This window comes from Paenibacillus campi, assembly GCF_034659835.1.
GTDB classification, from domain to species: Bacteria; Bacillota; Bacilli; order Paenibacillales; family Paenibacillaceae; genus Saccharibacillus; species Saccharibacillus campi.
In genome coordinates this window covers 106,152-119,447 of sequence record NZ_JAXSQZ010000005.1, presented here as the reverse complement: position 1 = coordinate 119,447, position 13,296 = coordinate 106,152, and the positions used below count along the sequence as shown (strand labels likewise).

Annotated in this window: 13 protein-coding genes; 2 read left to right on the top strand and 11 right to left on the bottom strand. The window is 45.3% G+C overall.

Annotated features, from left to right (window positions below; genetic code table 11):
* The first annotated feature begins 59 nt into the window (after positions 1-59).
* A complete protein-coding gene (locus U1I11_RS13710) occupies positions 60-629 on the top strand; it encodes a helix-turn-helix domain-containing protein (protein WP_322906691.1) in 570 nt (189 codons plus the stop codon).
* A gap of 600 nt (positions 630-1,229) precedes the next feature.
* Here the strand turns inward: U1I11_RS13710 and U1I11_RS13705 are convergent.
* From U1I11_RS13705 to U1I11_RS13670, 8 genes are all read right to left on the bottom strand, one after another.
* Entirely contained in the window at positions 1,230-2,087 is an 858-nt protein-coding gene (locus U1I11_RS13705) for an ABC transporter ATP-binding protein (protein WP_322906690.1), read from the bottom strand.
* Positions 2,084-2,908, bottom strand: a complete 825-nt coding sequence (locus tag U1I11_RS13700) for an ATP-binding cassette domain-containing protein (protein ID WP_416235624.1) — start codon at positions 2,906-2,908, stop codon at positions 2,084-2,086. Before U1I11_RS13700 ends, U1I11_RS13705 begins: the two co-directional genes overlap by 4 nt.
* Before the next feature lie 2 nt (positions 2,909-2,910).
* Positions 2,911-3,771 carry a nickel transporter permease gene (gene nikC, locus U1I11_RS13695; RefSeq protein ID WP_322906688.1) on the bottom strand — a complete coding sequence of 287 codons (861 nt, stop codon included), beginning with the start codon at positions 3,769-3,771 and terminating at the stop codon, positions 2,911-2,913.
* Between the two features lie 4 nt (positions 3,772-3,775).
* Entirely contained in the window at positions 3,776-4,723 is a 948-nt protein-coding gene (gene nikB, locus U1I11_RS13690; protein ID WP_322906687.1) for a nickel ABC transporter permease, read from the bottom strand.
* Positions 4,723-6,210, bottom strand: coding sequence for a nickel ABC transporter substrate-binding protein (gene nikA, locus U1I11_RS13685; protein WP_322906893.1), 1,488 nt, complete (start codon positions 6,208-6,210; stop codon positions 4,723-4,725). Before nikA ends, nikB begins: the two co-directional genes overlap by 1 nt.
* A 1,075-nt stretch (positions 6,211-7,285) precedes the next feature.
* Positions 7,286-7,477, bottom strand: coding sequence for a PspC domain-containing protein (locus U1I11_RS13680; RefSeq protein ID WP_322906686.1), 192 nt, complete (start codon positions 7,475-7,477; stop codon positions 7,286-7,288).
* A gap of 454 nt (positions 7,478-7,931) precedes the next feature.
* Positions 7,932-8,201: a hypothetical protein gene (locus tag U1I11_RS13675; RefSeq protein WP_322906685.1), complete on the bottom strand. Its 270-nt coding sequence runs from the start codon at positions 8,199-8,201 to the stop codon at positions 7,932-7,934.
* On the bottom strand, positions 8,201-8,845 hold the full coding sequence (locus tag U1I11_RS13670; protein WP_322906684.1) for a hypothetical protein: 645 nt from the start codon (positions 8,843-8,845) through the stop codon (positions 8,201-8,203). Before U1I11_RS13670 ends, U1I11_RS13675 begins: the two co-directional genes overlap by 1 nt.
* A 561-nt stretch (positions 8,846-9,406) precedes the next feature.
* Here U1I11_RS13670 and U1I11_RS13665 point away from each other — a divergent pair.
* Complete coding sequence (locus U1I11_RS13665) at positions 9,407-9,604, top strand: YqaE/Pmp3 family membrane protein (protein ID WP_322906683.1); 198 nt, start codon at positions 9,407-9,409, stop codon at positions 9,602-9,604.
* Positions 9,605-10,003: 399 nt separating this feature from the next.
* Here U1I11_RS13665 and U1I11_RS13660 read toward each other — a convergent pair whose 3' ends face one another.
* The 3 genes from U1I11_RS13660 to U1I11_RS13650 form a co-directional block, all read right to left on the bottom strand.
* The gene (locus tag U1I11_RS13660) at positions 10,004-10,642 is read right to left on the bottom strand and encodes a glycoside hydrolase family 11 protein (protein ID WP_322906682.1); all 639 of its coding nucleotides are present in this window, start codon (positions 10,640-10,642) and stop codon (positions 10,004-10,006) included.
* 429 nt (positions 10,643-11,071) lie between these two features.
* Positions 11,072-11,620 (bottom strand): GNAT family N-acetyltransferase, encoded by a 549-nt coding sequence (locus U1I11_RS13655; protein WP_322906681.1) that lies wholly within the window; start codon positions 11,618-11,620, stop codon positions 11,072-11,074.
* Positions 11,621-11,904: 284 nt separating this feature from the next.
* Entirely contained in the window at positions 11,905-12,876 is a 972-nt protein-coding gene (locus U1I11_RS13650) for a tRNA dihydrouridine synthase (protein WP_322906680.1), read from the bottom strand.
* Positions 12,877-13,296 lie beyond the last annotated feature (420 nt).

Sequence of the window (13,296 nt, the reverse complement as noted above, 5' to 3'; positions counted from 1 at the left end):
ATTCTATATAACATACAATAGGCTGCTATATTAAATTTTGTATAAAGGAGTTTTGTCCTATGGAACCTATTCAGCAAATCATTGCCCGTAATCTGCTCAAACTGCGCAAAAGCCGCAATCTAACGCTGGAACAAACATCCGAGCTAACCGGTGTTAGCAAAGCGATGTTGGCGCAAATCGAAAATGAAAAATCCAATCCAACCGTCACCACACTATGGAAAATCGCCAAGGGCTTTCAAGTATCGTTCAGCATGTTTTTAAAAGAAGAAGAACAGCCGATCCAGCAAGTTAACATTCGTGAACTTGATCCGGTCGTCGATAGCGATGATCTGTATAAAGTGTATAGCTTTTTCCCCTATCATCCAGAAAATCGCTTTGAACTGTATGTGGTCGATCTGTTACCCGGCTGTGAACACCAGCCAAAGACGCATCCAGGCGAAGAATATTTATTTGTCAAAGAAGGCTCATTAATCGTTGAGTTAAACGGCAAGCCTTATCATGTGTCCGACGGTGATGCACTGCATTTTTCAGGCAATATTCCGCATGGTTATTTCAATCCATCGTCCGAAAAAGCGAGCTATTTTATGATGATGTATTATCCAGAGGACAGTACAGATGTGAATGTGTAGCGAGTTGAATTGGGATAGAGATGAAGCGTAAAAGCAACCGTTTAGCAGCTTCGGCTTCCTTAAGCTTACTGTGTATAATGCTTTGCAACTTGAATGTTTGTCCAATCAAAAATCAGCGCGCCTAGCACATTCACTCACAATGTGCTAGGCGCGCTGATCAATAAAGTCAGAGCATATCGTCCATTCCTAACATCTATAACTCAACATAACTCATCTCGCTCATTAACTCATCTCGAAGTTCATACAAACGGCAACCTTTTATCCAGCAATAACACACTGAATATATTTCGTTTAACAACTAATTATTACTAAAATATACTTCGCATTTCGTGCGCTCAACTTACTGCGGCGTGTACGCAGACTTCGCATGTTGTTGCAGTCACCACTGCGGTACGGAGTAAGTGAACAGACTTCCGTCTCGTACAGGAATCTATGAATAGGGAGAAGAAGTGTTGCTCGCAACATACGAGTTTGCATACACGCCCTAATCGTCTGTCTCCATTAAAAATCGAGTTGAACATGCTTAATTGTGTTCATAAGCAAACGATTAGCGAATACCTATACTATGAATTAAATGAAAACAAGCTACTAACCATCGCTTCAAAAAATCGCCACCAGCTCCTGCGTATACGGATGCCGCTCCTGTGCAAACAATTCATGCCGCAAACAGCGATCTACAATCCGTCCATCTTTCATTACCATAATCCGGTCACTCAGCTCACAAACCGCCGCCAGATCATGAGAAATCAACAAATACGCCAGCCCCAACTGCTGTTTCAATTGCTCCAGCAGCTGCAAAATCGCCGCTTGTGAGATCATATCAAGGCTTGCGGTCGGCTCATCGAGCACAACGAGCTTAGGCTCAATACTGATCGCGCGCGCAATCGTTACCCGTTGGCGCTGCCCGCCGCTCAACTGATGCGGATAGCGATCCAGTAACGTTGCCGGCAATTCCACCGCTTCCAACAGCTGACGCACAAAACTATCTTCATGTTCCGCACGAAAATAATGCAGTGCCAGCGTCTGCCGATACTGACGATACGGATCAAGCAATGACTGTCGAATCGTCAGCTTAGGGTTTAGCGCAGCCGTCGGATTTTGAAATACAATCTGAATATGACGGCGCTGTAAATGAAGCCGTCCCCGATGCTGCGGGTGAAACTCCTCTCCTGCCAGCACGATCCGTCCGCTACTTGCCTGCTCGATGCCGAGCAGACAGCGTGCCAATGTACTTTTACCACTACCGCTTTCCCCAACCAGACCGAGACATTCCCCTTGCCGTAGCTCGAATGACACATCATCCAGCGCACGTACAGCGGATGATTGCGGATCGCGCTTAAACCATTTACGCAACAAACCGAAATGATCTGCTTGTTTGTCTGCCTTTCTCATCTGTGCCTTAGCGCCATGACGGGAATCGTATGTTTTACATAATTGCTCTACTTGCAGCAATGTCACCGCTTCTGCACCTCCATTTCACCAACCGGCTCCAAACCGGAACGCAGCACAGGCTCCGGACGTTCCAACATCGGTGCGGCTGCGATTAATTGTTGGGTATAAGGATGACGCGGATGATCCAGCACACGATGTCGGTTACCGCTCTCCACAAGCTGCCCTTCTTTCATCACAGCGATCCGATCCGCATAACGACGTACATGACGCCAATCATGTGTAATAAACAAAATGCCACAGCCCGTTTCCTGCTGCTTACGACGCAATAACTCCAAAATACGATGACCCGACACACTATCTAGCGCCGTCGTCGCTTCATCTGCAATGAGCAGACGCGGCGACAGCAGCAATGAGAGCGCGATCGCCGCACGTTGGAGCTGACCGCCGCTTAATTGAAACGGATAGCGATCGAGCAGCTTTGCCGATAGCCCGACCGATTCCAGCGCCTGTTCACTGCGCTGCCGACGCTGCTGCCGATTCCGCTCACCATGCACTTGCTGATACTCATTCATATGTTGTGCAATCGTGCGAAACGGCGTAAATGCCCCTTGATAATCTTGAAAAATATACGCGATCTCTTTGCCGCGCAGCCCGCGCCATTGACGTGCCGACAAACTGAGCAATTGCCGTTCATTCCACTTGATGCTGCCGCTTGCCTGCACACCGGACGGCAACAGTCCTCCGATCGACTGTGATAACAAACTTTTGCCACTGCCGCTTTCACCGACTAGAGCAAGCCATTGTCCGGCACCAACCGCTAATGATACCTCATCGACTAGCACACGTTCACGGCTACGAATTGTCAATTGATCCAGCTCTAGCATCAGGACTACACCTCCCTGCTCCAGTCGTCTTTTTTCACATCAAATCGATCGCGCAGCATATCGCCTAACATATTGGCAATGAGCACCGTCAGCACAATCGCAATCCCTGGCGCAAGCATTAGCTCCGGACGGGATTGGAAATAAGGACGTGCATCGTTCAGCATCGCCCCCCACTCCGGCAACGGCGGCTGCGTACCTAACCCAATATACGAAAAGGACGAAATGAGCAAAATAATTTTGCCCAGATCAAGACTAGCCATCACTAGCACATGCCCGATCACATGTGGCAGCAGATGGCGCCGCATAATCGTGCCGCTGGGCAGCCCGTTCGTACGCGCGATACGGATATAATCTTTCTCCGCTTCCCCGAGCACGACACTGCGCACAAGCCGCGCATAATTGACCCATTTCACTATAACGATTGCCAGCACCAAATTACCGATCCTCGCTCCTAGCAACCCGCTCAGCACAATCGCCACAATCGTATCCGGAAAAGCAAGAAACCCATTCGATACCCGTACAAATACACGATCTACCCAGCCACGACGATAACCTGCCAGCAAACCGAGCGGAATGCCGAATAGCAGCGCCACACCAAGCGCCAACAAACTGTAACCGAGTGTTTGCTGCCCGCCAAGCAACAACCGGGTCAACATATCTCTGCCCAAATGATCCGTACCGAGCGGATGCTGCCAGCTTGTACCTTGCAGCCGCTGCCCCAAATCAGTCAATAGCGGATCATGCTTTAAATATAAAAAAGCATACGCACATGCGCATACTGCCAGCACAAGCACCGCCAGCAAGACGAGCGGTTGCAAGCGCCGCAGCGATAGCCTTTTCCACGTCCATGTTCTGATTCGCTCCATCCCCTTATACACCTGCCTTCTTTTCCTTGAACCGCAGTTCCGGATTCAGAAAGCGGTAGGACAGATCAACCGCCGTATTAACTACAAATACGATTACCGCCATTAGCAAAATATAGCCTTGAATGACAGGATAGTCACGCTGCCGGATCGAATCAACAATCAGTTTGCCGATACCCGGATACGCAAACAACACTTCGATTACGATTACCCCGCCAATCAGACTGCCTAAGCTCACCCCAAACACCGTAATGACCGGCGGCAAACTGTGCCGAAATACATGCACCCGGAAAATGCGCCATTCACTATACCCTCTCGCCCGCGCTGCCCGTACAAATTCCTGACTTAACGAATCAAGCAAGCTCGAACGCAGCAACCGCACATACACACCCGCAATCGCCAGACCGAGCGTGAGCGATGGCAAGATAAGCGTACTCCAACCGTCACGTCCCATCGTTGGCAGTAGCGCCCAGCGTACGCCGAGCCAGTCAATCAGCAGCAGTCCAAGCCAGAAGCTCGGCACTGCTGCACCGACAATCGCCAGCATCCGGCTTACATGATCGATCCAGCGATCCCGATACAGCGCAGACAATGATCCAAGTGGCAACGCAATCATCAACATAACGAGCAAGCCGCCACCAGCCAACTCCAACGTAGCGGGCAATCCTGCCATAATCATCCCCGCTACCGACTGCCCGGTCACAAAGGAGCGCCCAAAGTCTAGCCGCACCAAATCCCACAACCACATCGCATATTGAAGCAGCAGCGGCTTGTTAAAGCCAAGTTCTTCACGCAGCGCCTCCACTTGCTCCCGGCTCACCGCTAATTCATCTACATTCAAAATCGTCAGCACCGGATCACCTGGCGCCAAACGTATAAATAAAAAACTGATCAGTGTAATAAACAGCACAAAGCCCGCTGTCTCTACGAGCTTGCGTATCACAATCCGCAGCATTACATCACATCCAGCTTGTTCGTAATCATGTAGTATTCACTACGGGTCGTCACCCAGTTTTTCACCTTTTGCTCGTTATAGGCAACGATTGTTGAAGGATACAGCACAAACGCATTGATCACATGATCATGCACATAATCGGCAACTTGTTTGGCAAGCACCGCACGTTGCTCCGGTTGCACTGTACGGTTGAGCTTGTCGATCATTGCAGTCAGCTCATCATCGTGCACACCGCTAAAGTTCAGCGCCCCTTTTGGATGATACGTCGCATTCAAATAATAACCTGCATCGCCGCGTGGTGCCGTCAAATTACTGTACGTCGCCAAATCCCAATCACGATTGGCAGCCATATATTCCTCTGGCGTATCGATCTGCCGAATCTCCACCGCAACGCCAATCCGTCCCGCATCCGATTGGAACACCTGTGCAATCAGCGGCAAATCAGCACGTGCTGAATACGTAAGCAATGTCAGCTTTAGCGGCTGTCCATCCTTTTGCATTACACCATTGACGAGCGTATAACCGGCTTTTTGCAAATATTGCACGGCAACCGCTTCACCGCCTGGCTGCTGCTCGTACACCGGTGCAAATGGCAATGATGGCAAAAACGGCCCCGTCGCCGGTTCGCCATAGCCGAGCAAAATGCTGTCCACAATCTCCTTACGATCAATCAGCGCATCAACCGCATGACGCACATTCACATCCTGCAATACCGGACGCTGCATATTCATCGTAATCTGATGCACACGAAAGGTAGACGTCGCATCGACACGAATGCCTGCCTGTGCATCAAGCGTTTGCAAACTTTCCACTTCTGGACGATACACAATATCGACCTGTCCCGACTTTAGCGCCAGCGAACGCGCATTGGCATCTTCGTTAAAAGAAAACGTCACCCCATCTAGCGAAGATGCCCCATCCCAGTATCCATCATAACGCTTCAGCTCTAATCGACTGCCCGGCGTAAACGAGCTAAGTGTAAACGGTCCCGTGCCGACTGGCTTGTTCACGATATCGTTTTCACTCACATCGATAATCGCTGTGTTCGGATTGACCAGCTCGGACACAAATTCCGGAAACGGCTCAGTCGTCGTAATATGCAGCGTCTGTCCATCTGCGGTAATCGTTTTAATTTTTAGCGCATTGTTTACGCCGGTATTTTCATGTAAGACACGTTCTAGCGATGCTTTGACCGCATCACCGGTTAATGGCTTGCCATTTTGAAACGTAATGCCGTCGCGCAGATGAATCGTCCAATGCTCTCCATCGTCACCTGCCCAGCTTTTTGCTAGCCACGGCTTCACTGCCAGCTTGTCTTCATCTAAACGTACAAGTGTTTCCGTAATACCTGCACGCAGCGGAACATAACTGGAATCGACATGCGGATCAAGCGACCGTGTAGAAAAGTTATACAAAAAATGCACATGTTTGCCTTGCTGCACATCAGCCGCCGAATTGGAAGCTGGCGAACAAGCGCCCAACAGCATGATCAAGGCGATGAGAGCCGTTACATATGCCCATTGGCGTTTGCTGCGAACGATCAGGTTGGCACTCATCGGCTGTGCAACTAACGCCGGATGAGCATCACGACGCACTGACCATAACTGCACCATTTTGCCCAATATGGCTGTCATTATGTTTGCTCGATTAGAGCGACCTTGCCTTGCATATGTACGATATGGCTTCAGCAGATGAGTATGTTCCTGTGTACGATTGGGCTTTTGTTTATAATTCAGCTTTTGTGTATGATTCATTGTGTAATCTCTCCCCTAGTTGAAATGAATATCTCTCTGTATATTTCGTAACAATTACGATCTACATCTTATCGTAAACATTACGATTTTACAACAAAAAAAGCAGCATTCTGTTGAATATAACAGAGCACTGCCGCTTATTATGTTGTTATAGATATATCGAATATTACCTTTATTTCGTAAAAATTAGGGTATGTACGCAAACTCGCAGCATACGAATTTTCATACACACCCTAGCACTCTGACCGTTTTAAATAAATAGTTTAAAACGGTATAGATTACTGCTACAAATAAGGACATACAGTGGATTCAAAGCCAATATTGAAAACAGTCAAGGTACTAGTAGGCTGTCTCAAATGGACATTGTGTTTGAACGTACCTTAACTTATTCATCATCAAGTGAGGGGGAGATCGACAAACTGTAAATGTATTTAAGACAAACTACTAGTGACTTGTCTCAAGAAGATGTAAGGTTGCGTTCATCTGAACCCTGCTTGAACCGTGCAGGATTCAGATGAACGCAATCCCTGAATAAATTTGAGACAAGCTACTAGTAGGCTATTTCGAATAAAAATCAAATTCGCACGTACCTCAGCGTATTCACGATCAAGCGATAATGAGCTAAACATACTATAAATGCAGCTGAAACAAATGAGTAGATCAACGCCTATAATGCCTCTATTGGAGACTGCCCCCTCGCCAACATATAGCCACCGTACTGAACACGCAGCATATGCTTACGAATCTGCTTTTGGTACAAACAAACGACTCACTGTTATGAACTTGTGTTATACCCATCTTGTTATCGTTAATACGGGTATTCTTTCGGTACAAACAGCGCTGCGATCAGATAAATTAACAAGCTCGTACCACTAGTCAAAAATACACTAATGACAAACAATATACGCAGCAAACTGGCATCCCAACCCATCTTCTCCGCCAATCCGCCGATTAACCCTGTCATCACCTTATCTCGACTTGAACGATGCCATTTTTTCATCTTACATCTCTCCTTTATGTTGTATGGTGAAGATTGCGATATACCGGTGCATTTTGATCCTTTTGAATATGAAACATTATCGATGACTGTAACATGTAGTCTTTTGGCACTGTCTAGCTTGAGGGCATCCTAGCTTGAGGGAATTATACAATATGCAACTTACGTTTATACCATTCTCCCCATTATGTTCATGCATTTATGCGAATGGACTGCCATTTTTCCGTATACCGCTTCGGCAATGGATACGCCTGCTCGTTCGTATGCACATCTATCTTATGTATTTATGATACAAAATAGCACGACTGCCTCCAACCGCCATGAGACGGTTTTGTGACTTGGACTTTGGTCGGGGAAGCAGGCTAGACCCTATCATTTAAAAAGGAATATGATCTGTACGCTGCTGCACATGAAAAAGAGCACAACCGAAGTTGTACCCTCCTCTAATTGTTCTTATTCATGAGCGACTAGACGGTCTGTCCTTCCGGCGCTCCGTCCAAATCCGGCGTACGATCATAATCGATACAGCCAAAATGAGCAAAAAGCTTCCCCATTGATACGTTCCACTGTTCCATACTAATGTGATCACCGTCAAAATCAGAGCAATAGCCAAAATAGCTATATTTAATCCATCATACCAATTACCTTGTTGGTCTTTACGCTTCACTATAACGAGCACAGCGGCGATGGCTACAAATAGCAAAGCTACAATCAGATATGTTCCCATTAATTACTCGTAAAGTTAAAGTAGCCAACATGCAAATTCAATGTGACTCCTCTACCTTTATCGTTATTTTCAAATAATTGCGCTAGAGCATTAACACCAGCCGTACCAAGACTTGCCGCTACAGCAGCTGGTTGTAATGTAGGAATAGCCGCAGTAATGGCTGCTATTAATCCGCCTGCTACACCTGAAGTTCTTAAAGCTTTTATTTGTGTTAAAGTTTCAGCATGGTTAAAAGTAATTGCATATCCCCAAGCATAAGCATTACCAAATACGTTCGGTGTAATAACACTTCCTTTATTTTTGTCTAGCTCATATTTAGGCCCAACCGTAAGATCGCCTGTTTTGGTACTTAGTAAGCCTTTATTAATGTCATTATTAATTTTATCAAAAGCTACTTTGTATTTATTGAAAATTTTCTCACTTACAACAGCTTTAGCTTTTTCATCAAGTTTGTACAAACCATTAGACTGTATAGAAATATATGGCTGTAAATCATCAAGAGCCTCAAAAATCTCATTGGCTTCAATTTGAATAACAGTCGAATGTTCTGACTCGATACTCGCAGATACGGGAGCTACTAATACAGTTGGAGCTAATGCAGAAAAACTTAGTAAACTAGATAGAAGTATTGCTGTTTTTTTCATATCATGCCTCCTATGATCGTTACTATGTACAACCTGTAATCCATTAAAAACCTTAACATCATTTTCCACAAGAAGTCAAATTAGATGATATTTGGTTTTTATTCCTCTATAAAATTCACGTTTATTACTCAGAGAATAACGTTTACTTAGCAACAACCAAATTTGAATTTCCTACTCGTTATCAACCTGTGCCTTAACTACGTTAAATATTCACTTTGATTGTGTGCTAGGCAGTGTCTTCAAACCTTCCACGTTGTCATTTTATTGTTCAAGTTGATCGCGTTTTAGGTGAGTTGAGCTTCGTATACAAGCGTAATCTAATAAAAAACGCATCGAACTGCCTACGAAGCAGTTTGAAGACACGCTCTAGTATGACTATAGTTCAAAACTTGATCAGCTTCAAAATCAAACTAATCCCGGTCAAAATATTGTCATATCCGATACTATAAATGACATGCCAATCAGCGCATCACTAACATCCCACCATCCACTACCGTTTACAATGCTCGCCAAACTGGTAAAATAGAGCATATCCGATAGTACACGAATGGAGTGACAACGATGCTCTATATATTAGCTATTTTTCTCCCTCCGGTTGCCGTTCTGCTCTGCGGTAAGCCGGGCAAAGCGATCCTAAACCTGATTTTAACGCTCATCGTCTGGTTACCTGGTGTTATTCACGCCTTTATCGTCATCAGCCAAACCGAAAACGATAAGCGTAATCGCAAAATGTTGGAGGAGGCTGGACGTTACCGTTAATTCATTCATACCACTGCATCGATCCACCCATCATACAACTAAAATCAAACTTCCATCTAGGGCGTGTCTTCAAACGACTTTACAGATCGTTCGATACGGGTAATTTGCGTCAGACTAAGCTATACAGGGTCTTATTTCTAACCTTTGTGAACAATAAATAATACGTAGGAGAGTTGGAAGACACCACCTAGTACCTTGACCAAGTTCAATGTTAATTTGGATTGTGTGCTGAAATGCTGATCCATGCGACCTTAAAACAGACTCAACACTCCAATTCATCTCGGTCAAAGTACTAGACATAGCATAGCTACGTAAAAAGAGTGATCCGTCTCTGCAATAGACGGATCACTCTTTTGTGTTGTGCGCATCGTATGACTGCGACATACGATGCGGTTTACATTACCATACGGTTACATTGGAGCTGCCACTGCTTTGGTAACCTTCGGTCGCCAACACTTGATACGACCATTTGCTACCCAGATTCATACCGTGGCTTGCCCACGCTTTAACATGGTTGCTGAATGTAATCGTTGAGTTCGTACCGATTGGACGCTTCGTCTGACGTACGCTCCAATATTGCACAAACGTGGAGCTATTGCCTTCAATCGAAGGAGCATTATAACGCATCGTTGTATAAATATCGTATGTGCCACCATCGCTCGTTACCGTCCCTTTGTATGTACCTGTTGGACGGTATGTGCCCCAGCTATCGACAACATAATATTCGATCAGTGAATTTTGCGTCCAGCCGTACAATGTCAAATAGCCATTACCCTGTGGTGCAAACTGACCTGCATTGTAGTTAATAACACGGTTTGGCGAGCCGACTGTCCAACCTTTACCTACGACAAAGTTACCTGTATTTTGCCAGTTTACGCTATAGTTACCGCCGGAACCGTTCACTGCATTTACAGTGCCCCCGCCATCCGTCCAATTTTGCCAATAATCTGTTGCTGCACTGGAAGTAGCTGCAAACAGACTGGAAGTCATCGAAACGGCAAGCAAAGTAGTCAGCAATTTCTTTTTAAATTTGAACATGGTATACCTCCCAGATAGATGTAATCGTAATAAATAAAATCAAAAGCCAGCTTGCACAACAATTGCGCTCAATTCCATACCCCGGTATTGTGTGATTGCGTAAAAGCTTCAGCCGATCGCGACTATACATGTCAATCTGTATCAAATGATTCCTTTTATCGCATTTATAATTTTACGATGTGCATAAATGGAAAATAATTCCTCACCTCCAATTTAAATTATAAATTGCCCCTACAGTCGGCACAATTCATAAATTAAAGGTGTTTACCGTTCATTTCCCAGAAAAATGTATACGCTTACAATTCAAGAGGGATGATTATGTAGGAATGTGTAGCAACAACAAATGCACCTGCTATACAGGTGCATTATTCACTAAAAGCATGATTTCAACGGTAAAAGCTGACCATAATTAATTTAAATTTGGATCATTCAAACGTCTCTCCGCTTCAACCATTCCCATTTTAACAACGCATACATATACGTATTCTCATACTTCGGCGTCCCGTCCTCATCCTTCGTAAACGACACAAATTCCAGCATACAGCCTTCCTGCCGCATCCCCAGCTTCTCACACAGCTTTTGCGAGCGGACATTATCATCCTCCACATACGCATACAATCGGCGTGCATTTTTTTGCATATATAAATATTCCAGAAACGCCTCTGCACTTTCACCTGCTAGCCCTTTACCTTCATAACGTGCATTAAAATTCCAGCCGATATTGAACGTATCCGCATCATCTTCCTCCTGCATTGCAAAAAGCTCACCGATTAGCTCATCCGTTTCCTTCAAACTAACCGCGATATGCGAATCATCACGCTCCAGCTCCCGCACTTGCTCAGCCGCTTGCTCCAATGTATCCAATTTCTCATCCAAAAAACAATTTACTCGTGGATTAGCAGTATATTCCAGCAAATGTGGTGCGTCGGCTGCTTTAAAATTTCGTAAGATCAGACGATCCGTTTTGATTGGTTGCATAGTTGTCTCCTTTTATGGGCAGGATAGATGGTGTCCATTTAGTTAGTTTACAAGCAAATGCTATTTATTCCAGTATAGAAGTAATACTATGTTCCCTCTACAGCAAACAAGAAAATTGTATATATTTCCATAAAAATAAGATTATGGAATTAAAATAAATAAATAAATAAATAAATAACGGAAGTCCTGGACCAAAATAGCCCCTAGACTCCCGCCTTATCATGATACGATCTATCGCTGTTTGTCAACGTCTATCTTTTACGTAAGCCGCATTGCCCTACTGCTTACACCTCAACCGTCTTCACTGCAAACCGATCCAACAGCGCCCGCACCTCGTCCGTCGAACGTGCACTCATCAACTCATTGCGCAGCTCACTTGCCCCGCGAAACCCGCGCACATAAATTTTAAAAAAGCGCGGTAATGGTTTAAACGATCTTGGCTCGATCGCTGCATAATGATCATGTAAATCCATATGCAGCCGCAACAAATCGAGCAATTGTTCACTGCTGTGCTCCCTCGGCTCCTGTTCAAATGCAAACGGATTACTGAAAATGCCGCGTCCGATCATCACACCATCGACACCATACTTTTCCACCAGTTCCAGCCCTGCCGTACGATCGGCAATATCGCCGTTAATCGTCAGCAGCGTATGTGGTGCGATCTCATCACGTAGCTTTTTAATTTCAGGAATTAGCTCCCAATGGGCAGGCACCTTACTCATCTCGTCACGCGTCCGCAAATGAATCGACAAATTCGCAATATCTTGTCGCAAAATATAGGTCAACCAGTCGCGCCATTCATCCACTTCGCTAAAACCAAGTCGCGTCTTCACACTAACCGGCAACCCGCCAGCTTTAGCCGCCTGCACAATCTCACCTGCCAGCTGTGGACGACAGATTAGCCCGCTGCCTTTACCGTGTTCCGCTACATTCGGTACCGGACAACCCATATTAATGTCGATCCCTTTAAATCGTTGCTCTGCCATACCGATGCTCATCTGGCGAAAATATTCCGGTTTGTCGCCCCAAATATGCGCTACCATCGGTTGCTCATCTTCCGTAAACATAAGCCGTCCGCGCACACTATGATTGCCCTCCGGATGACAATAACTTTCCGTATTCGCAAACTCGGTAAAAAACACATCCGGCCGCGCCGCCGCACTCACCACATGACGAAACACCACATCGGTCACATCTTCCATCGGCGCTAGTATAAAAAACGGTTTCGGTAACTCAAGCCAAAAATTGTCGGTCATTTGAAAAATCCTTTCATTCTATCTCCACTGTATGCCTATCTTATCATCGCCTCATCTTCAACACGTTTAATTACGTTCAAACCTGAGTGTGAATGAAGACAATGTGCTCGTTGTTCACTGGATGTTTTTACATATTTCAATCATTTGCGATTTGAAAGTTAGGTATAAACTAAAACGATATAGTCCATCCCGCTACTGCGATCAGCACAAAACAGATCGTGCACTTAAACATCTTTAATCAAACACCCGTAATTGTCAATACGATTAGCGATTAAAAAATTAACAACAGACGGTAATCTACACGCATACATTTGATTTGATAATACTACGTTCATCCTGCCCTGCTGTTTGCTCCTATATATTTGCTTTTAGACAAAACATAAACGCCCATCGATCAATCTAACACCCGCCCTTTAATGA

Bases quoted from the DNA above. Each gene is read 5' to 3' on its own strand.
- nikB (WP_322906687.1), bottom strand. From the start codon at position 4,723: ATGCTGCGGATTGTGATACGCAAGCTCGTAGAGACAGCGGGCTTTGTG.
- nikA (WP_322906893.1), bottom strand. From the start codon at position 6,210: ATGCTGTTGGGCGCTTGTTCGCCAGCTTCCAATTCGGCGGCTGATGTG.
- U1I11_RS13655 (WP_322906681.1), bottom strand. From the start codon at position 11,620: ATGCAACCAATCAAAACGGATCGTCTGATCTTACGAAATTTTAAAGCA.
- U1I11_RS13660 (WP_322906682.1), bottom strand. From the start codon at position 10,642: ATGTTCAAATTTAAAAAGAAATTGCTGACTACTTTGCTTGCCGTTTCG.
- U1I11_RS13665 (WP_322906683.1), top strand. From the start codon at position 9,407: ATGCTCTATATATTAGCTATTTTTCTCCCTCCGGTTGCCGTTCTGCTC.
- U1I11_RS13670 (WP_322906684.1), bottom strand. From the start codon at position 8,845: ATGAAAAAAACAGCAATACTTCTATCTAGTTTACTAAGTTTTTCTGCA.
- U1I11_RS13650 (WP_322906680.1), bottom strand. From the start codon at position 12,876: ATGACCGACAATTTTTGGCTTGAGTTACCGAAACCGTTTTTTATACTA.
- U1I11_RS13680 (WP_322906686.1), bottom strand. From the start codon at position 7,477: ATGAAAAAATGGCATCGTTCAAGTCGAGATAAGGTGATGACAGGGTTA.
- U1I11_RS13710 (WP_322906691.1), top strand. From the start codon at position 60: ATGGAACCTATTCAGCAAATCATTGCCCGTAATCTGCTCAAACTGCGC.
- U1I11_RS13675 (WP_322906685.1), bottom strand. From the start codon at position 8,201: ATGGGAACATATCTGATTGTAGCTTTGCTATTTGTAGCCATCGCCGCT.
- nikC (WP_322906688.1), bottom strand. From the start codon at position 3,771: ATGGAGCGAATCAGAACATGGACGTGGAAAAGGCTATCGCTGCGGCGC.